The organism is Paenibacillus plantarum (assembly GCF_013141695.1).
GTDB lineage: Bacteria > Bacillota > Bacilli > Paenibacillales > NBRC-103111 > Paenibacillus_E > Paenibacillus_E plantarum.
Genome location: NZ_WHNY01000060.1, coordinates 401,500 through 422,375, shown reverse-complemented (window position 1 = coordinate 422,375; position 20,876 = coordinate 401,500). Strand labels below are relative to the sequence as shown.

The window sequence follows — 20,876 nt, the reverse complement described above, 5'->3', positions numbered from 1 at the left end:
ATCTGACTATTAAGACTGTTATATTGTCGATTGCACCCTTCCCTCCTTGACCAGAGTTAACAAGCGTGATCTATCCTTGCACCTCATGAGGGTAAAACCGTATTTTCTCTAATCCACACTCTCATTTCGCCGCTCCCCCGGTTCGCCCAAGCAAAGTAAGGGATAAATCGGGCCGTAGTCGCTTCTAAGTGATCCTCGTCCTTCACGCGGTACAGTTGATCCTTCCAGCCCTCGTTTTGAATCCGATAAGCGGTTAAGTCGATGGTAAGCAGTCCGCCTAACAAGCTGCTATCGAAGCTAACTTGATCTTCGAAGCCCGGATGGATGATCAGCTTATGCAGCCCTTTGCCATTGTCGGCTTCCTCCAGGCAGTACACCATCGGTCCTCGCTGGATGGCGACCATACCTACGGTCTCTCGAATTTCCGGATTGCCTTTCATCGGACTAACGTTCATTGGTAGATCCAAATGGACGATATCACCGGCGTTCCATTTCCGTTCGAGATGCAAATAACCGTTCAACAGGCGCGTAGCGGATTCCGCTACTGGTTGCCCGTTAACACGGACATCCCAAGACGCACACCAGCTTGGTATCCGAAGAGCCAAGGAGAAGACTTTGGGCCCATCCATCTTCAGCTCGAAACTGATGTTACCGTTCCAAGGCAACTCGGAATGCTGGATAAGCTGAACGGCGCTCCCATCTACCTCCACCGTGACTTGACTTCCAATATATAAGTGAGCATAAAGGGCATGCCCATGGAACGAGTAGATATAGCTGCCGAGAGAGGCGAGCAACCTAGCGATATTAGGCGGGCAACACGCGCAACCGAACCATCGCTGCCTTTGCATCTTCACGTGATCGAAATTCTGATTCTTACCGCTCGCTTCAGGCCAAACTTCCAATGGATTCACGTAGAAGAAGTGCTGTCCATCGCGAGACATTCCGCCGATAACGGTGTTATAGAGCGCTCTCTCCAAGACGTCCGCGTACTCGCTTCTAGGTTCGATCTGAAGCATGCGCTGGGCGAAGAAGATGAGCCCGATCGAAGCGCACGTCTCGGCGTAAGCCGTATCATTCGGCAAATCGTAATCGAGCGTGAATGACTCGCCATAAGACATCGAGCCGATCGATCCCGTAATGTACATCCGCTTGTTCACGATGTTATGCCAGAGTGCCCGGCATGCCTTTAACAACTCCTCGTCTCCAGTCGCTGCTGCAACGTCGGCCATACCCGTGCACATGTATACGACACGCACCGCGTGACCTTCGGCCGTCTGCTGCATGCGAATCGGAACGTGCGCTTGGCTGTAAAATTTGTCTTTGGCCATCTTCAGCGCTTGGAAATGAGTCTCGCCATTCCGGCGATCGAACTCTAAATCGTAGAAGTGGGGACTCTGCCCTCTCTCGTCCAAGAAGAACTTCGCCAGCTTCATATAACGATCGTTGGAGGTGGCTCTGTAGAGCTTCATTAGCGCTAGCTCGATCTCTTGGTGCCCGTCATAACCTTTGATCTTTCCATCCTCTGGCCCAAAAGTCGCATCGATGCAGTCGGCCAGTTTGCAAGCTACTTCCAGAATCTTGCCCTTCCCCGTTGCCTTCTCATAGGCGACCGCCGCTTCGATCAGATGACCCGCGCAGTAGAGCTCGTGGCACTCCGCGAGATTCGTCCATCTGCCTGCCGTTTCTTTGAGTGTAAAATAAGTATTTACATACCCGTCCGCATGCTGCGCCTTAGCGATTAGATCGACGACTTCGTCCGCAATCTTTTCCAGATCGGAATCCGGCATTTGCTCCAACAAATAACCAACGGCTTCGAGCCACTTGGCTACGTCGCTATCTTGGAACACCATGCCGTAGAAGTCGCCTTGCTCCAATCCGGCAGCGATTCTGAAATTTCGGATGGCATGACTCGGCTCGTTGCCTTCGATTCGATCATTAAGCGCCTCCCATTGGTAAGGTACGACAACATCGCGAATCAATGAAATATAAGGGGACCAGAAGTCATCCTGGATTATCACGTTCTTCAATTGAACGGGTGTTGAGATAGATCTAATACTCATCAGGTATGCCCCTTTTATAAATTTCGCCTCCTTAATGAAAGCGCTACTAATTATAATACATGTGATAGCGTGGTTTTAATTAAAGATTTACAACCACTTTTTTAGAAATTACAACCAATAGAAAATATTAAAAATATCACAAATAAGCTCTCCAAGCTTACATTTCATCTCTCTGCCAATCCTTTATTTCATCGATTGCGGCGAGTGTTCTTCGGTGATGGAGAGAGACATAGTAGCTGGAAAAACATCGGAATAGTGGATTTATTGCTTAGGTTCGCGCTGCGATTTTACTAACTTATGGATTAAATGAATTTCCTACTTGCAATCCCGTTTATTCCGAGTATAATACTAGGTATAACGACGGAATGAGGTAAACGCCATGTTAGAAACCGTGAAACTAGAGCAACGCTGGAAAGATGATTATCTGGATTTGTTGAATTATGCGAAGCAAATCGGGGACACCCAATGGCAAAACGAAATTATACAAACGCTGAGTAAATCAGCCTTATATATGCAACAAACAACACTTGAATATCAAATAAGCCAGCTATGGCTCCGATTTGATGCCGTCAATAAGAAGATGCTTGAGCTCTATCGACAATTGAGGGAAACAGAAGACACCTATGTCTCTTCTCGGTTAATCGAGGAAGTTTGGGGACTAAAACTACAACGGATCGAAATTGGCAGACAGTTAAACGCAACTTACCATAGCTAGAAAATGCAAAAAATCCCGTATGCGGATTACCGCTCTACCGGACATCAGTTCATGTCTATTCGTCATTTCCATGCATGCAGTCATCTGCTCTGCAGAATTGCATCTTACGGTACGCATCAATTTGCAGATTGATATGTACTTGCCATACAAATTTCATCGTATGAATCCAATGATAACCGTGTGTGTTCGATAACTCCTTGCCTAAGGACGAATCTTACACAGCGGTTTGTTTCATTTCACGCATCATGCCCATCATCATCGTCATCATCTCATCGCAAGACTGCATTTTGGACATCATCATATCCATATCCATCATGTCTGCCATTTCCATACCTTGCATGCAATCCATCATCATCTTCATGTTGTTCATTTTGCACATCATTTCTTCCATGCACATGGACATCATCATTTTCATGCTCATCATTTCCATTCGTTCCACTCCTCTCTCTATCTTAATTGTTTTCCAACAATTAGAAGATTAACCCATTTGAATGATTTTATCAAGTCTTTTCTCGAAAATAATATTGCTTTTCTCTAAATGATTATGTTATATTTTAATATTTGCTAAATGCCTATATAACCCCTTGGACTGAGTGTTTTAGTCGGGTTTAAGGGGAAACGCGACGCAGCGATGCGTCGCAAGAGCGAGTAAGTCGATTTTTTCGACTAACACATGCGCTGCGGGGCCTTCGGAGCTCTCTAAGTCGATTTTAGTCGATTTTTTCGACTTACACACGCGCTGCGGGGCCTTCGGAACTCTCTAAGTCGATTTTTTCGACTTACGCAGGCGCTGTTCAGCCTTTGGAGCCCTCTAAGTCGATTTTTTCGACTTAGGCGAGCGCTGACCGGCCTTCAGAGCTCTCTAAGTCGATTTTTTCGACTTAGGCGAGCGCTGACCGGCCTTTCGAGCCCTCTAAGTCGATTTTTTCGACTTACGCGGGCTCCGCAAGTGATGCGCATCAGCCCCGCCTGATCGCGACCAAGAAAAAAGAAGCCTCTCGGCTTCTTCCTTCTCCCCCCATTAAGGAACCGGCTCAAATTTAACCGCATCCGCTGTCACATAGCCATTCGCACCATCGTTGCGTACCTTCACATTACCCGACGTACCTGCATCAAACGTATACGTCCCCAGCAAATTCCACTGTCCGCCATTCTGCTGCTCATCAATGGTTACCGTCGAAGTTACACCGGCATGAAGGATATCCACCTGGGCATTCGTTGCCCTATTGGTGTGGGAAGGCCACCACATATACACCTTGTATGTTCCTGCTGCCGTTAACGTCGGCGTGAAGGCAGCACTCTTTAATCCATGATAAGTGTTACCGTCATGCAAGTAGCTCGCGCCATATTTATTGGTCAGATTCGTGCCAATTGACCAACTTCCAGCTAGTGTAACGCCCGTACTATCGGCATCATCCACGATGACGGTTGCAGCAACGGGTGCCAAACTGAACTTAGCTTTGAACGCCTTCCCCTTGGCCCCATTCACGTTCACGGTAAATTTAATCGTTGGGCTCAGCTGCGTTACGGTAATTCCGGCATCTGCAAGAATGGTTCCCGATGCGGCCTTATTAATTTCAACTTGAATGCTGCCCGTATTTGCTTGCGTCGGATCAGAAATGGATACGTCCAGCTCACCTGAGGTTTCCTTCGTCATGACGGAAGCTTTCTTGTTCGAGGTAATCCCACCAACCGTCGATACAGCATCGTTCCAGAAATTCACGCCTACGATATTCAACGTATTCTCTTTCACCGCTTGCGCACTAGCCGAGTTCTCCAAGACGGTAATGTTCGGATTGTTGGCATAACTGGTTACCTCTGCACTAGTCTTATTCGGCAAAATAACATACTGATACGTTTGATCCGTCGCGTATCCACCATGATCGAACCACATCGTTAGATAGTTTCTGGTGATGTTAGTACCCGAAGTGATTCCTGTCGATTTGATCTGTTTCCAATTGCCGATTCTTGCTTCACGCTTAGCTTGAATGGCAGGTGCCGTCGGAAAATAATACCCGATATCCGAACCTGGCACATTGCCCGCTAGATGAATGGTACTCACACCAGACAGCGATTGCGACCATCCCAACGTAGTGGATTGCGCCGTCCCATTGACCGTCAAGGCATTGGAGCCTGCACTGTTAATTTTACGATTCTCCACAATTGTTTCAGTTGACTTAGCATCGGTGCTCGTAATCCCCGCACCTAACGCTACGATTTCATCATCAAACATAAACCAGGATTTCTTCGCATTTAATGTGCTTGGCGTAGCCGTGGTCATGCCCATATCCATGCCCGTAACACCATATACATGGAGAAGATCTGTTCCGCCAACCCAATTCTTTGCATTATATTGACTTACCGCATACGTTGCCGAAGTGACGGTTGTCCCCGGTAATCGATAGAAGTTAACCGTTGGCCAGAAGTCTTCGCTAAACTGGTTGAGGTCGTTATTATATAGATAAGTTGCGCCTGCGCCTGTATACCAACCTTTTCCATTTTCACTGTTAATCGATTCATAGCTCGAAATTTTATTGGAAAACATGGCAATCCCGAATCCGTAACCTGGGCGCAGCTGAACCGACCGAGCCATTGCGGATAATTGCTGATAGTGTACAAGTTCACTTGCAGACACAACCGCAGAGTCACTCATAATCGCTTGTCCCAGGACAATCATGTTAATTGAAGCATCAGCATAGAACTTATTTAAAGTCGTACTTTGATTTTCGGCTTCTATCCAGTACTTAATCATACTATTGAGTCTACTAGCATCAGCAGTAGGCGCAATTTGAGATAACCGAATAATCCCTTGCATAATGTAGTGTCCCGCTTCACGATCCTGTGACGTATATCTGACGATTTCCCTGCCTCTGACCATGTCCATCATAGCGCCTTTATACAAGAGCGGCTGATAGGACTTATATATCCATTGGTAGACATTCGACTGGTTCGCATTCGTAATTTCATACGTGGTACCCTTTAACAAATACATCAAGTTAGCGGTATCTACAAGCAGATTAGCCCCATAACCCCCCGTATAGGCAAAAACATTATGTTGCACGAAGGAACCATCCTCATAGAATCCGTCACTCGTTGTAACGTTTGGGAAAAGTGTGGTTAACCAGCCCCGAGCGGCAATTAATTTCGCGCTATCTTTAATAATTACCGCTCTGACCATAATGGCTGTCGCTTGCCATGATAGATTTGCTCCCGTTTTATTCACAGCAGGTATATATTTGTTAATGGCATTCATGTAATTCGTAATTTGGGCACTGCTTAGCGAATCATAAAGGAGAACGACACAATCATTCAGCGCCATCGGCGCGCCAATTTGCCAATCCCACCAGTTATCGTAGGATGCTTTCGTATCGCTGTATCTCCACGTATTCATCCAATCCAGCGCCATGATGATATCCGAGATAAGCTGTGTATTCCCATAAAGCGGAGAGCCATAAGTCTGTGTAGCCAAGGCCATATCCTTAATGCGGCGAAACCCTGATGTTACTTGACTAGACGTATGCGTGCCAGCTGTCAAATCGCTCCACAGATAGTTCGTCGTACCGTCAGGTGTTTTGTTCAAACGTGTCCAATAATCTTGTGCTGTTGCTGTAATTGACGCGATTTTCGGGCTAATATCCGCATTCGTAGGGGAATAGGAGGTTCCCCCCGTCAGCATCGTTTTCCACTTAGCCCGCATCGTGTCGAACTCATCTGTTGCAAATGCTTTTTGAGGGACGTAGGTACTCATAATCGTAAACACCATCAACAACATAAAACTGATAGACCAAATACGTCGTCCTTTCCCCTTAACCATGGAACATCCCCTCTCATAATGGTAGTACAAATAGCCGACCTTACTTACAAAATAATAGATCCCCCCTCTCGCAGCGTCGAACGAAGGTCCTCCGTATTCACGTTGCCAACACGGATACCTTCACGAAGCGCTAGATAAGCCGCAACGCCTGCTGCTTCGCCAGTCTGATTCATGTTCACCATCACACGTACTGCGCCATAAGCGACTTGATCTACATCAATCATCCGACCGCAGGTCAGCAAATTATCATAGCTTCCAGGAACTAAGCAGCGGTATGGTATCTGATAAAAAGTAGGATCGTGATCCGTTTTCTCCCGCCATCTCCCTTTGACAACCGGATAGCCTGGACGCACATACGCCTGCTCGCCATCCAAATACTGAAAGGTAATCCCTGGTTTATCATCATGATGAATATCTACGCGATAACTGCCGTTGGCAATGGCATCCTCAAAGCGGACACCATGCAGCACATCATCGCCAGTCAGTCGATATTGGCAATGGATATGCCTTGTTTCTCGAATGCCAATGTATGAGGGGAGCGAGAGCAGCGTCAGCTTATTGTCAGGCCCATATTTGCGCACCATATCCATGATCGCTCTGACCTGTCTTCTTCCCTCCATTTCGCTCTTCGTCAAAGAGAGCCCATCCTTGCAGTCCGCATCGTACACTCTTGTTCCAGCGTACATGTAGACATCCTTACTACCTGGCACGAAGCGTCCCCAACCGAAGCCCTCGGGCAAGTCGAATTCAGCTTGATGCTGAATGAGCGCATCATTTAAATCCAAACCTTTTAACGAATTAAACCCTGTGACATCATTGAACCCTGGGCCAGAGCCCCATCCCCCGATTTTTGCACAAGTCGTAGGCGGCTGCCGATGATCCTCATTCGTCAGTGGCAGCATCAATCGCGCACACAAATCACCGTCCCCCGTTGCATCGATGAAGATCTTCGCTTTAATAGCACCTCTACCGGACTTGTTTTCCACGAGGATAGCCGTTAATTTACCATCGGTAAGAACGGGCGCTACGAACATCGTATGCAAATAGGGCCCCACCCCCGATTCTGTGATGAGCTCATCCAATTCGATTTTCAGCTCTTCCGTATTCAGTACATAGCCGACAGAATGGCTTTTCTTCTCTTCCGCTACGGCCCCTCGCCGATCCAATCGTTCCACGGTCTCTTGCGTCAAACCACCAATAATTTGCTGCTTAAACTCCGTGTCATAAAAGCTATGCCAGATGTTGACGAGCCCAGAGGTTGCCACGCCGCCGAAATTGTTTTGCTTCTCCACGATAACTACACGTGCACCTAATCTTGCTGCGCGTACTGCGGCAAAGACTCCCGTGCAGCTTCCACCCAGCACACAAATATCCACATCTTCAATCACCGGAACCGATTTCGCTTCTTCCCAAATCATTTCGCCTGTATGCATCTGTACCGACTCCTTATTCATCCATAATAAGTAAAAAGACTGAAGCGAAAGCTAACCGACAGCCTTGCTCCAGCCCTGCATAATGCCTTAATATCCTACTTGATATAGCCCAGTGGCTTCAGTACCAAGTTGCCTTGCTCCACATATTTCGATAGTTGATAGTTCGTCTCTAATGTTTTCGTGAAAGCATCAAAGCTGTCTAATGGACTTTTCCCGAAAATAAACTTCGTAATCTCTTCGCTCTCGAAGCGATTTTTATCACTAATCGATACGCCCTCCGGATTTGGAATAAGCTCTGTATACGTTTCAATGCGCGGTTGTTTCTCAGCAAAATCAATAAACGGCAGCTGCTTCATGAATTTCGCTTTCAAGTAATTCTTCTCATCTCGCCCTGTCAGTTGGTGATTGAAGGCGAAGCCTGTTTTGGAGCTGTCCGTCACGACAGGGATGTTGTTCTCCATTTTATAATGCGTACCTTCGATGCCGTACATCGTTGTTAAATAGCCCGGGCCATCTGCGATATAGTTGAAGTATTCTAAGATTTTATTCAGCTTCGCAGGATCCTTCGCGACCTCCTTGGACACAGCAAACCGTCCACCTGTAGCACTGATATCAAAATAACCTTGGTACTTACCTCCTGGACCTGTTAACGCATCCATCTGTACCCAATTTGCTGCTGGATTCACAGCTTTGTACTGCGCAATATAATCGTCCTTGGTCATTTCGCCCCAGTTGATATATAGAATGCCTGCTTGACCTTTAAAAGCTTTCTCCTGATGCTTAAGCCCTTTGTTCGTCATAAACTCTGGATCGACCAAGCCCTCGCTAATCATGTCCTTAATGTAGGATAATGCTTGCTTCGTTTCCGGCTGTGTCGTGGAATACACAACTTTATTGTCCTTAATCATGAACTGCCCTGGAGAAGCCACGCCGAATGCGGAGAATACAGGGTCAAATGTACTTGGCGTATTCACAGCATCTGGTGTTCCAATGCCAATTCCCGTAATGCCGTACGTATCTTTTTTGCCATTGCCATCGGGATCGCGCTCTGTAAAAGCCTTCGCTACAGCCTTCAATTCATCCAACGTTTTCGGAGACTGTAAGCCCAGTTTATCCAGCCAGTCTTGGCGAACCCAATAACTCGACATCGGCAGATAGGCACGTTTCGCAATCGCATATTGCTTGCCATCTACCTTGCCTTTATTCAAATCAACATCCTTCAGCTTCGCTTTGATATTCGGCATTTTATCCATATAGGGGGTCAAATCCAGCAGAATCCCCTGCTTCACATAGTTAGCGAGCTGCACCTTGGATACGGAGAAAATATCAGGTGTAGAGCCCCCGGCGATTTTCACATTCAACTGTTGATCATAGTCTGTCGCACCGACGTTAAATTGCAAATCCATATTTAAATCTTTATTCAGTTTGCTCAAAATGAAGTCGTCAGCCATTCCCGGATAGTTGGATCCGCCTATGAACAAATTAATTTTCACCGGACCTGCGGCCGCTGTCGTGCTTGGTGCTGTGCTTTTCTCTTGACCGCTTTCGGATTTCGACGAACACCCCGTTACCACAACACAACCAATTAACATCGTTGATACGGCTACTGCGAACATTTTCTTCATCTGTAAATCCCCTCTCATCTACTTAGAATCCCATTACCCTTTAATACCGCCAAGCAGAACGCCTTGTGTAAAATACTTCTGGATGAACGGATACACGATGATGATCGGTACCGCAGATAGAACAACCGCAGCCATTTGCAAGGATTGCGTAGGTAGTACACTCTCTATATCCATAGGCGGCAGCATCGAGTTAATCAAGATTGTCTTTAAGACGACTTGGAGCGGGTACTTACTCGTATCATTGACATACATGATCGCTTGGAAAAATTCATTCCAGTGACCAACCGCATAGAAGAGACCGATTGTCGCAATAATGGGCAACGAGAGCGGGAGCACAATGGTCCAAAGTATCCGCAGCTCACCAGCACCGTCGATTCGGGCAGCCTCATCGAGACTTTCCGGGAGATTTTCGAAAAATGTTTTCATAATCAATAAGTTAAAAGACCAGACCAGGCTTGGAATAATTAACGACCAGACGGAATTAATTAACCCCGTCGCTTTGACAATTAGATAGGTCGGCACGACACCGCCATTGAATAGAAGCGTGAAGGCAACCAAGAACAGGAGGATGTTTCTTCCAGGTAACCTACTCTTACTAAGCGGATAAGCCATCATCGTTGTGACTAGCAAATTCAGCAATGTTCCCACAACCGTAATGAAGATCGTAACTCCATACGCTCTAGGTATCGTAGGATCGTGGATGAAAGCCGAGTAGGCTTCTAATGTTAATTTTCTCGGGAATGCTACGAAGCCGCCATTTTTGAGTACTTCACTAAGCGGCGTCAACGACACGGATAGCACGTACATGAGCGGAAATATGACAGATACGACGAGAAGGGCAAGGATCAGATAGACAAGGACATCGAACCAGACCTCTTGTTTACTTTTTACCATACGCCTTCCCCCCAACGTCTAGCTATGCGATTCGCTGTGATGACCAGCACGAAACCGACAACGGATTTAAACAATCCAACTGCTGCAGCTAAGCTAAAATTCAACTCTTCTAGACCTGTACGGAATACCCACGTATCGATAATGTCGGCAACCTCATACACCTGCACATTGTACATAATATAAATTTGGTCGAAACCAGCATCAAGAATCTGTCCAAGCTTCAGAATGAGGAGCAGGATGATGACATGGCGTATACCCGGAAGGGTCACATGCCAAATCATACGAATTCTTCCTGAGCCGTCGATGCGTGCCGCTTCATACAGGGTCGGATCAATGCTCGTAATGGCTGCCAAATAAATGATGGCCGTCCAACCGATATCCTTCCAGACATCCGATGCGACGAGAATCGTACGAAACCATGTCGTCGAAGTTAGGAACGAAATCGCGTCCCCGCCGACATTCTTCACCCACAGATTGACCAGCCCATCCGTTTCCGAGAGGAACGCTGCCGCAATCCCGTAAATGATGATCCAGGACAGAAAATGCGGTAAATACGTGACCGTTTGCACGAATCTTTTGAAGAAGCGAGCCCTGACTTCACTTAACAAAATAGCTAAGGCGATTCCCGGCACCATACCGAACAGCAGCTTATAAATGCTGATAAGGAAAGTGTTCCTTAGTAAAGTGAAGAAGTACGGTGAATCATAAAACGTTTTGAAATGTGCGTACCACGGGCTTGCCCATGGACTGTCGAATACCCCAAGCATGACATTGAAATTCTTAAACGCGATCATAGCGCCAAACATTGGACTATAGCGATATACCGCGTAATAAATCAAGCCTGGAAGCAGCATGGCGTATAAAACACGAAATGACCAAATGACGCTAAGCTTTCTTGTAAGTGTCGATGTTCTCTGCATCGCTGTGTCCCCGCTTTCTATCTGGCTGAGTTAACCTTGCCTCCCGATAGATTCATGATAAGCTTTTTCCAGATAGGGGGTAACAGGGCAGAATTAAAGAAACACATGACATTTTTAAGGCAAAAAAAGCAAGGCTACATTCCCTCGCTTTCTGTTAATTACTCATTTGATTCCAGAATCGGATGGCGCAACGTTGCTTTAAACCCATGTGGTACACGGTTCTCTACCTCTACGCCATAATGGGGGCCATAGTGCAGTTGTAATCTTCGGTGCACATTGTACAGCCCGATACCGCCTTCCGTAGCTCCTTGGACGGGAGATGTCCATTTATAAGACTCTAGTTGATCGGCTTCGCAGCCATTCCCATTATCCTCAACGAGGATGATGAGATCTGCCTCTTCTTGGTACACCGTCACCAGGATCTTACCTTTGCGTTCCGTTAATTTATTCATGCCGTGTCGGACAGCATTTTCTAAGAGCGGTTGAACGAGCAGCTTTAAGATTTTCAGATGGAGTAACGAAGGTTGAACATCGAATAGGACCTGAAAGGCCTGATTATTGCGCATGAGCTCAATGTTCAGATAGTTTCTCACATGCTCCAGTTCTCGCTCAATGGTTGTCCATTCGTTCTCCTCATTCATGCTGAAACGAAGCATATTGGCTAGCGTCGTCACCATGTCTCCAATGGTTTTCTCATGCGCCGACTCTGCTTTCCATTTAATCGAATCGAGCGTGTTATAGAGGAAGTGGGGATTGATTTGGTTAATCAACATGCGCTGCTGAAGCTGCTGCTTCTCGGATTCTATCTCTCTGGTCGTCTGCAGCAGACTTTCCATCCCTTGAATCATCGAGTTAAAACCACGAACCATTTGCCCGATTTCGTCCTTCTTCGTAGCGAATTTCGTGAAATAGAGCAGTCGCCCAAGCTGAACCTGCCGCATATGCCTGACAACCTCTTGGATCGGTGTGGTGAACTGGCGAACAATGAAGAATAGCATAACGAAGATAATAAACAGACTCCCAACGAACATCCAGAAGGTAAATGCCTTAATCCCATCAATTCGAACGGTTAAGTCAGATACTGGAATGGTAGCAATCAAGCTCCACAGATCCTTCCCGCTATCCGCTATGGCTTGAGAAGCTACATAATAGGATTTCCCTTGCATCTCCTCGGTTTCAAACGTACTATTCTGACCTTGAAGAGGAACAGTTGGCAACGAAAACGACTCTTCCGGTTTCACCGGTAAATTAGAAGCAAGGATATTCGCCTGCCCATCCGCGAGCAGCAACCGGAAGTGCGGGTATTGTGAAGGCGTAATTAGCTGTGTAGCCATCCACGTATTCGATATTTTGAACACCATCACACCGGCATTCTGAAAATCAGTAAGCGTGCGAATCGCCCGGATGTAATAGAGATCTTTGGACGCTCCTCCTTGTCCGGTCTCGAAGGCCCAATAGGCTTTCCCGCCTAACTCGAAGGATTTCGCGATGCGCTCTCTTGTCAGCTCCAACCCGAAAGACGAATGGCTATTCATATAGTTCGGATAGTTCTCATAATGATTCGGCAAAATGAACAACTCATAGGACCCGCGAAGCTCCTCTGTGATCCCTTTCATCTCACTGATGAATTCCGCTTCTTGAAAAAAATCCTGCGGCGGCGGATTCTGCAGCATGCTCTGCAGCTTCGAGGAGGCAATGACACGGAACCCTGCCGTATCGAGCTCCGTCAGAAACTCATTCACCTTCTCCGTATTATGCTGGAGATTATCCTGCAGGAAGGCAGACGTGACGTCCTCAACCTGCATTTTCGAACGCTCATAGGACAAGTAGCCCAGCAGCACGACAGGGATAAAAATGGCAACCATCAAGGGCAGCAGCAGCTTTTGAAATAAGTTCATTTGCCGTATCGAAACTCCTTCGGGGTCTGCCCTGTTCGCTTTTTAAACAGCTTGCCGAAATACTGCAAATCCTGATATCCCACTTGCTCGGCGATCTCATATATTTTCAACTGACTGTCGCGCAGCAGTTTCTTCGATTGCTCAATGCGCAGCTCAGTCATATAATCCAAAAAGTTCGTACCCGTCTCCTTCTTAAATAACTGACTGAGCCAGACGGGATGGATCGCTAATTGATCCGCGACGCTCTGTAACGTGATGTGCTGCGCATACTGCGTGTCCAACAGGTTCTTAGCCTTTTCAATAATGGCATTGGAATGACTGCTGGCCACTCGCTTTGCTACACCCGTTAAGTACGTCAGCATAAGCGCTTTTAATTGTTCCAATTGTTCGCACTGCTCGAGATCTTCCCACAATGACATCGGAATTTGATTCACCGGAACCGCATATTTATCCCGCAGCACACTATGCAAATTCAAAATCCATTCCAGACATTTCTTCGAAACGTCCTGATAGTCCTTCACTTCCTGTGCGGAGACGTAATAACCAACGATGTGATCGACCGTCTTGCTTATTTGGTCCAAATCGCCCTGCAGCATGCCACTCGCAGCTAATTCAAAAGACAATCGACTCGGCTCCTGGTCTGACTGAAGCTCCTCCGCATACGTATGAACGTTATGGCCTGGGGTCATATAGACCATCTTCAATGCTTTCAAGGCTTGCTGGTACGCGGTCGAAATACTCTGGAACGAGAACTGCTCTTCACTGATCCCGAAGCCTAATGTTAACTTTTGATACTGCCATACGTGGGATTGGATCGCCTCCACCAATGACTCGATGACTTCACTAGGCGCAATTAGTATCCAATTGTGATGGATATTCGGGAACACGACAGACGGCTGAAAACCCTCAATGAGTTCCTCCGTAATGTTCCCGACGGCAAAGTTTTCTAACTCCGCTTGCTTATCTACTGGGCTTAGCCGATCTTGTCGCACAATACCCAAGGCAATCACAGAGAAATTAGCACTAGCCAGCCATGTGAGCTCCCACATTTGCAAACGGTGGAAGATATGCTCCTGCAAGACCGTTGGGGTCATACATAAGCTTAGCAAGAATTTATTCTGGAGCAGCTTCTTCCCAAGCTCCGCCTGCTTCATTTGCCCCGAGATGTACTGGTCATTCCTTCGTTCACCTTCAATCATCTCGACAACCTGCTTGATTTTCGTGCTAAAATCCTCTTTCGAAAATGGCTTTAACAAATAATCCATCGCACCAAGCTGCATGCTGCGCTGTGCGTATTGGAAGTCACTGTAACCGCTTACCATAATGATCTTGGGATGATAGTCTGGCAATTGAATCGCTTGAAGCATCTCAATCCCCGACTGCTGCGGCAGGACAATATCGGAAATAATGATTTCCGGTTTATGACGTCTAATCAGTTCAGTAGCCTCTTCCGAATTCGTAACGGTGAAAATCTCTAATTCGTGCGCGGCAATCGCAGCCACAGCCTCGGCCATACCTTGCAAGATATCCTGCTCATCTTCAATAATGATCAGCTTCATGGTTTCTCAATCCCTTATAAGTGATGTGCCCGTGAGATCATGATTGTCTTGCAATCACTTTACCACCAAGGGGAGATAGAAAACAATGGATTTCGTCTCCAATGAGAAAAGACCCAACTCCATACATGACATGGGGTTGAGTCTTACATCAATCGTATTTATCCTCATCCACTCGTTCTACACGATCCAGAATTAATTCTAGTTCCGTTTCCAAATTCAAATGCAAGGGAGCAGGCAGTAGGTCGAAAATATCTTGGATCATCTCGATTTCAAGCATATCATCCAGGCTTAGAGGCATGGGATCTTGACGGAGTACCCAATCACGGACGGTATCAATAAATACATAGAACGAAGATTGGAATTGATCGGCCACAGCTTCTTTCTCATCGCTTTGATAGGAGGTCATGGTCTGCCAGTTATGAAGAGTTGTGTCTAAAGCTTGTTTGACTGTGGGATCCATAGGACGCTCCTTATGCCTGGCCTTGCGCAATTTCAGCGAGACGCTCCTTAATATTGTCCGTACAAACGCCACCATGATAAGTGATGACAGTTTCAATGTCATAGTCCAGCAACTTTGCTACCGATTCGAGCGCTAACGGCATGTCCGGCGTGAATTGAGGATTCGGGGGCATTAGCACTCCATCTTGTGACGTAAGCGCATCCCCGGCAATTAATGTTTTGCTGCCTAGGTGATACAGACTGATATGATCTGGCGTATGTCCAGGCGTAAAAACAACTTGAATGCCTCCGCCATAAGGGAGTACGTCCCCATCCTGAAGCGTTACATCTACTTTAGTTGGCGTAGCCAAAATCTTGCGTTTAACCAAGGGCACTTCACCTTGAATATAAGGTTTACCTAGTTCGTGCGCTAGCACTTCGATCCGTCCCTCTGCAGCGCCCACCAGCTCTGGCAGGCTGCCAATGTGATCCATGTCCTGGTGCGTAATGATGATTTTCGTCAGCTTTTCAAAAGGAAATGACGCTGCGGCAAGTTGCTCGCGAATAAGTCCTAACTGGCCTGGGATACCCGTATCCACGAGAATGACTTCCTGCTCGTCCCAAAGTAATGCCGCGTGTACAGTGAATGGATTCCCATTAACATCCATATCCAAAATAAACGGTTGAATTCCTGCTTGATCTCCCATTCCTACACCTCCAGAATATTTACCAAACGAATAATTCCATTGTAAGGGTTAGCAAATGTAAGATCAATTTTTGCAGTTTTATCACACTGTATCCTACAACGATTTATTTTTCCATAAAATCCTATATACTAGTAACTAAATGGGTAATGGGGGCGATCCTATTATGACTGAGTTCATGTCTTTTTCTGCCACTGAGAATTTAACTACGATTCCTGGAAGGCTGATTTCCGGCCATTATCGTCAGTCCTTTGGTTACAAAGTTAAACGGTCCAACGGTACGAAAGATTATTATCTGACCTTAACATTGAAAGGGACAGGTTTATTTAACAACGGTAAAGAGACTTTCGAATGCCAGCAGGATGAGGTTACTTTAATCACACCAGGCACCCCCCATTTTTACGGAACGCCAGAGAATACGCTATGGGAGTTTTATTGGTGTCATTTTGTCCCGAAGGAAGAATGGTTACCGCTTTTACAGCTGCCAGAGGCGATTAAGGGCATACGATTAGCTCGCTTTCATTCTGAAAATGAGTCGCTTCAGGTATTTAGCGCTTTTAACGAATTAATTCAATACAATGATGAAACAGATTTCTACTCCGAAAGATTCGCTATCAATGCACTAGAAAAAATCCTCCTTCTCCTGTCCAAAAGTGCCATGCAACCCGAATATCCGCTCGATTCACGCATAGCGCGTACGTTAGCGCTGATTACACAACATTATAATCAACCATATACGGTTGCTGAACTAGCTGCGTTGGTTAACTTATCCCCTTCTAGGTTCGCCCATCTCTTTAAAAGACAGACCGGTGAATCCGTCATGGACATGTTAAATAAAATTCGACTTCGCCAAGCTAGAAAGCTCATAGAAACGACTTCACTAACGATGGCCGAAATTGCGGAGGAAGTCGGATTCAATCATCCCTTTTATTTCTCTCGCCAGTTTTCTGCTTTCTATGGGACATCCCCTGCTGTATGTAGAAAGCGTATTCAACAGCTAAGAATGGAATAAAAAGAAGCGCCGGACTGACCCGTACGATTCTCTCATTCTCACTTTATGGCGTGGTATAGATATTCGGCTGCGTTGGTGTGGCCATGCCTGTTCCGAGATAGTAACTCGTGTGAGGCGGTTGGTTGTAAGCGACATTTTGCCAAGCGATATCCAGACGGTAAAGCGGATCATGCATTAAAGTCCACAGGCGTGTCGTTGTTTCATACGGCGTTGCATAGATGCGTAAAGCTGTGCTGTCCGATTTCCGCCAAATGACCTCTTCACGCCAATCACCTAATAGATCGGCTTGCAAGCTTGGATTCCCTTTCGTGTAGTTATTCGAATTGGTTCCTGTTGCGGTTAATAAAGTCGTTGTATTGAGAGCTGTGTAGTTCCATTTATCAATGCGACCAACCCCATTCGTGCCATCCCAATTGTGATCAAGAAGCTCACGGGACACATCGCCATCCCACCAGATACCAAAATTAATGGATGAAGGGGTCGTGGAGCTGATTTTGGTACCATTGATTTGGTATAGCCCGACACCGTTGCTTGCCCATACTTCTTCCCCAGCATACCGTGGGTCAATATCAGCCGACATGCCTCTTCCCGTATCAGCGCCTGTATTCACTCCCCACTTGATGGCGCCAGTTCCCGCATTCCACACGGCTGCTCCATAGGTAGCGCTAGTGCTTTCCATCACTTTGAATACTTCAAGTCCCGCACTGTTCGGATCCAAATCGCCGACATGAAGGGCATCTCCATGACCCAACGCTGTGTTGTATTTCTTAGCTCCGTTATCATCAATCGTCATCGCACCATAGACGATTTCATCCTTGCCATCACCGTCAACGTCGGCGGCTGTTAAGTTGTGATTCCCTTGCCCTGCATAGGCCGAATTGCCTGAGGTGTTGCTGTCAAATGTCCATAACTTGGATAGTGTTCCACCACGCCAATTGTATGCTACTAGAACCGTTCTTGTGTAATAGCCGCGTGCCATGACGATGCTGGGTTTCTGCCCATCCAGATAGGCGACCGTCGCTAAGAAGCGATCTACCCGGTTGCCGTACGTATCGCCCCAATCGCCGACTGTGCCGCGTGCTGGCTCATAGCTCGTCGAAGTTAATGCCTTTCCTGTCGCTCCTTCAAAGATCGTTAAAAATTCTGGCCCACTCAGTACTCTACCCACACTGTTTCGATAATCCACGGTTGAGCTACCAATGACTACACCAGTGCCGTCTTTCGTTCCATCGGCTGTTTTCATGGCGATTTCCGCTTTGCCATCTCCATCTAAATCGTAGACCATGAATTGCGTATAGTGAGCGCCAGCCCGAATATTTTTACCCATACTGATCCGCCATAACCGTGTACCATTCAGTTTATAAGCATCGACGAACACTTCACCCGTATAGCCATCCTGTGAATTATCTTTGGAATTCGTTGGATCCCATTTCAAAATGATTTCATATTGGCCGTCTCCGTCCACATCACCAACACTTGCATCATTCGCGGTATAGGTGTAGCTGACACCGTCTGGTGTCGTGCCGCCCGCAGGTTTCTGTATCGGCACATCCAAATAGTTGTTCGCCCATGGCGTAGCTGCAGCTGATGCGGTCTGCTCCACGCCGCCAACAACGGCTTTGACCGTGTAACTGGAGCTCGTTGTACCCGAATTATCTTGATAATTCGTGCTTGTCGTGATCGGTGAAGCATTGAGCTTAACGCCATTGCGATAGACGTTGAACGACGTGCTCGCTGCCTCCGTACCGAGAAGTCGCCAACTGACGAGGACGCCTGTGCTGACCTTAACTGCCACTAGACCGCGGTCTAATTTCTCCATTTGCCTTGCAACCGCTGCGTGTGCGGAAGGTGCCTGGATACCGAAAGAAGAAATGAGGAGTGAGCTTAATGTAATGAAGCAAGTTGCTTTAATCAGTTGCTTAGCATGTTTAAACATTTCTACAACCTCCAGGTAGTCAATATAGATCTACATTCACTTTGCCTCGGGACATCTGCGTACTTCCCGTTTCACCTCCACCGATCGTATAGATTATCCGTTAATTGATTGCGCTTACATTTCTTTTCGTTCCTTATTATAACGTGAAAATAGAAGAAATTTAATGCAGACAATAGCTAACTTCCTGCACAATCCTGCTATTTTATGAATCTTTGTAACAAGCGACAGCCCCAGCTTGAAACAAAAAAATAGACCACTTCCCCCAAATAGGAACTGGTCTATACTTCCTAAACATAACAATTTAGGCATGCCATATGCGAGGCATCGGAAGCGCTTCTTTTCCCAGCTCCGCCCATGTAAATTTCAGAAGTAGATCGCTCTTTACGTGTACATACTCGGGGTCGTCCCATCGGTTATGCAGTTCTTGAGGATCCTCCTTCAGATCGAATATCTCCCCATAGGTTTGATTATAATATACTGTAATTTTGTATCTTTCATTGACATACGTTTTTTGATGAATCGTGGTAGGCTCATGTCGGAATTCACACAGGATATGGTCACGTGCCGCATGTTGTTTCCCAAACCATACCTGGCTTTGATTTACGCCTGTCATCGTTCTCGCAATCGGCAGGCCAGCTATACTTAAGAAGGTCGGCGCCAGATCGACCAAAGACTGAAATGCCTCTGATTGGCGTCCAGCAGGAACTTTACCCGGATATCGAACAATAAACGGCAACTTAATGACATCCTCATAGTGAAATCCACCTTTGAAATGAAGCCCATGCTGACCAAAAAAGTGTCCATGATCGGTTGTAAATACAATCAAGGTATCCTCAGCTATACCTAGTTCATCAACCTTGTCAAGAATGCGCCCAATGTAAGCATCCATCTTGCTGATCATCCCGTAGTAGGTAGCCATGTTCTGACGCTGCTCGGCTTCATCGTACACTTGGTGGGAATGATAGCCGTGGATCGCATGACCGGTTTCCTTCCAGGCTGTGAAATCTGGCTGTGCCTCCTGCGTCATACGAAAATGCGGCGGATTATTATCATGTTCGCCTGGCACGACCTTAGGAAGAGTAAGTGTATTGGGATCATACATCGTATCCCACGGCTCAGGTACCAAATAATCCGGATGAGGGTCGAAGAAACTAGCCCAAAGGAAGAACGGCTCTTCCTTCTCTGTAAATTCCTCCATCAGCTTGTTGCTTCTTTCTGCTATCCAAGTATTATAATGATACTTTTCTGGAATCGGCCATTTATGTTTGATAGAAGGATCCAGTGTGCCAGTTGGAGCAAGGAAATAATCGCGCCAGTTACTGCAGCCCTGCTCTTCCATCCAAATCGCATAATGCTGTCCCACTAGAAATTCATTCGTGTGATTACGTGCCAACTCCACATGATCGAAGCCATAGAAGGTTTCGTTAAATTGCTTCCAATAGTCCAAGTCCTGTAGAAGTGGGACAGCTTCTAAGGAAGGAAACTCCTCGGTGCTTCTAAGCGGCTGAAAGTGTGCCTTGCCTACTAAGGCAGTACGATAACCGGTAGCTAAGAAGTCTTCTCCTACCGTATGGCGATCCTCTAATAATTTGGTTCCTAACGTCCATGCGCCATGCTGGCTTGGATACATGCCGGTAATAATGGAAGCTCTTGTAGGTGTACAGGTAGGATTCGGGCAGTACGCTCGATTGAAAGTTGTCCCCTCGAAGGTTAATCGGTCTAAATTAGGCGTGTGTATTTCCGAGTTAAACGCGCCTAGTGTATGCCAATGCTGTTGATCACTGGTGATCAATAAGATATTGGGACGCTTCATAACATCCTCCTCTAATTGTGTGTTTTCATTTATTTTATAACACAAATAATCTTAT

General features: G+C 46.5%; 15 protein-coding genes. 2 read left to right on the top strand and 13 right to left on the bottom strand.

All coding sequences use genetic code 11. From position 1 onward, the window contains the following. Window positions 1-83: 83 nt before the first annotated feature. Window positions 84-2,060, bottom strand: a complete 1,977-nt coding sequence (locus GC096_RS19975; protein ID WP_171632621.1) for a glycoside hydrolase family 127 protein — start codon at window positions 2,058-2,060, stop codon at window positions 84-86. 379 nt (window positions 2,061-2,439) lie between these two features. On the opposite strand from GC096_RS19975, the gene GC096_RS19970 reads away from it, so the two are divergent. Further along, window positions 2,440-2,775: a hypothetical protein gene (locus GC096_RS19970; protein ID WP_171632619.1), complete on the top strand. Its 336-nt coding sequence runs from the start codon at window positions 2,440-2,442 to the stop codon at window positions 2,773-2,775. A gap of 214 nt (window positions 2,776-2,989) precedes the next feature. On the opposite strand, the gene GC096_RS19965 is transcribed toward GC096_RS19970, so the two are convergent. From GC096_RS19965 to GC096_RS19920, 10 genes are all read right to left on the bottom strand, one after another. Beyond that, complete coding sequence (locus GC096_RS19965) at window positions 2,990-3,205, bottom strand: hypothetical protein (RefSeq protein ID WP_056608664.1); 216 nt, start codon at window positions 3,203-3,205, stop codon at window positions 2,990-2,992. A gap of 591 nt (window positions 3,206-3,796) precedes the next feature. After that, entirely contained in the window at window positions 3,797-6,589 is a 2,793-nt protein-coding gene (locus GC096_RS19960) for a polysaccharide lyase family 8 super-sandwich domain-containing protein (RefSeq protein ID WP_171632618.1), read from the bottom strand. Window positions 6,590-6,633: 44 nt separating this feature from the next. Beyond that, window positions 6,634-8,022 (bottom strand): FAD-dependent oxidoreductase, encoded by a 1,389-nt coding sequence (locus GC096_RS19955; RefSeq protein ID WP_216626183.1) that lies wholly within the window; start codon window positions 8,020-8,022, stop codon window positions 6,634-6,636. Between the two features lie 95 nt (window positions 8,023-8,117). After that, entirely contained in the window at window positions 8,118-9,647 is a 1,530-nt protein-coding gene (locus GC096_RS19950) for an extracellular solute-binding protein (protein WP_171632616.1), read from the bottom strand. A 33-nt stretch (window positions 9,648-9,680) separates the two neighbouring features. Next, window positions 9,681-10,541, bottom strand: coding sequence for a carbohydrate ABC transporter permease (locus GC096_RS19945; protein ID WP_171632614.1), 861 nt, complete (start codon window positions 10,539-10,541; stop codon window positions 9,681-9,683). Beyond that, entirely contained in the window at window positions 10,535-11,461 is a 927-nt protein-coding gene (locus GC096_RS19940) for an ABC transporter permease (RefSeq protein ID WP_171632613.1), read from the bottom strand. The genes GC096_RS19945 and GC096_RS19940 overlap by 7 nt, the downstream gene beginning before the upstream one ends. Window positions 11,462-11,619: 158 nt before the next feature. Then, window positions 11,620-13,359 (bottom strand): sensor histidine kinase, encoded by a 1,740-nt coding sequence (locus GC096_RS19935; RefSeq protein WP_171632611.1) that lies wholly within the window; start codon window positions 13,357-13,359, stop codon window positions 11,620-11,622. Continuing rightward, window positions 13,356-14,918, bottom strand: coding sequence for a response regulator (locus GC096_RS19930; RefSeq protein WP_171632610.1), 1,563 nt, complete (start codon window positions 14,916-14,918; stop codon window positions 13,356-13,358). The genes GC096_RS19935 and GC096_RS19930 overlap by 4 nt, the downstream gene beginning before the upstream one ends. A 148-nt stretch (window positions 14,919-15,066) precedes the next feature. Then, window positions 15,067-15,378, bottom strand: coding sequence for a hypothetical protein (locus tag GC096_RS19925; RefSeq protein WP_171632608.1), 312 nt, complete (start codon window positions 15,376-15,378; stop codon window positions 15,067-15,069). Window positions 15,379-15,388: 10 nt separating this feature from the next. Continuing rightward, window positions 15,389-16,063: an MBL fold metallo-hydrolase gene (locus tag GC096_RS19920; protein WP_171632606.1), complete on the bottom strand. Its 675-nt coding sequence runs from the start codon at window positions 16,061-16,063 to the stop codon at window positions 15,389-15,391. A gap of 163 nt (window positions 16,064-16,226) precedes the next feature. Between GC096_RS19920 and GC096_RS19915 the strand changes: the two genes are divergently transcribed. Continuing rightward, entirely contained in the window at window positions 16,227-17,072 is an 846-nt protein-coding gene (locus GC096_RS19915; RefSeq protein WP_171632605.1) for a helix-turn-helix domain-containing protein, read from the top strand. Between the two features lie 43 nt (window positions 17,073-17,115). Here the strand turns inward: GC096_RS19915 and GC096_RS19910 are convergent, their stop codons facing one another. Both GC096_RS19910 and GC096_RS19905 read right to left on the bottom strand, forming a co-directional pair. Further along, window positions 17,116-19,008, bottom strand: coding sequence for a rhamnogalacturonan lyase (locus tag GC096_RS19910; RefSeq protein ID WP_171632604.1), 1,893 nt, complete (start codon window positions 19,006-19,008; stop codon window positions 17,116-17,118). Between the two features lie 301 nt (window positions 19,009-19,309). Then, complete coding sequence (locus tag GC096_RS19905; RefSeq protein WP_171632602.1) at window positions 19,310-20,821, bottom strand: sulfatase family protein; 1,512 nt, start codon at window positions 20,819-20,821, stop codon at window positions 19,310-19,312. Window positions 20,822-20,876 lie beyond the last annotated feature (55 nt).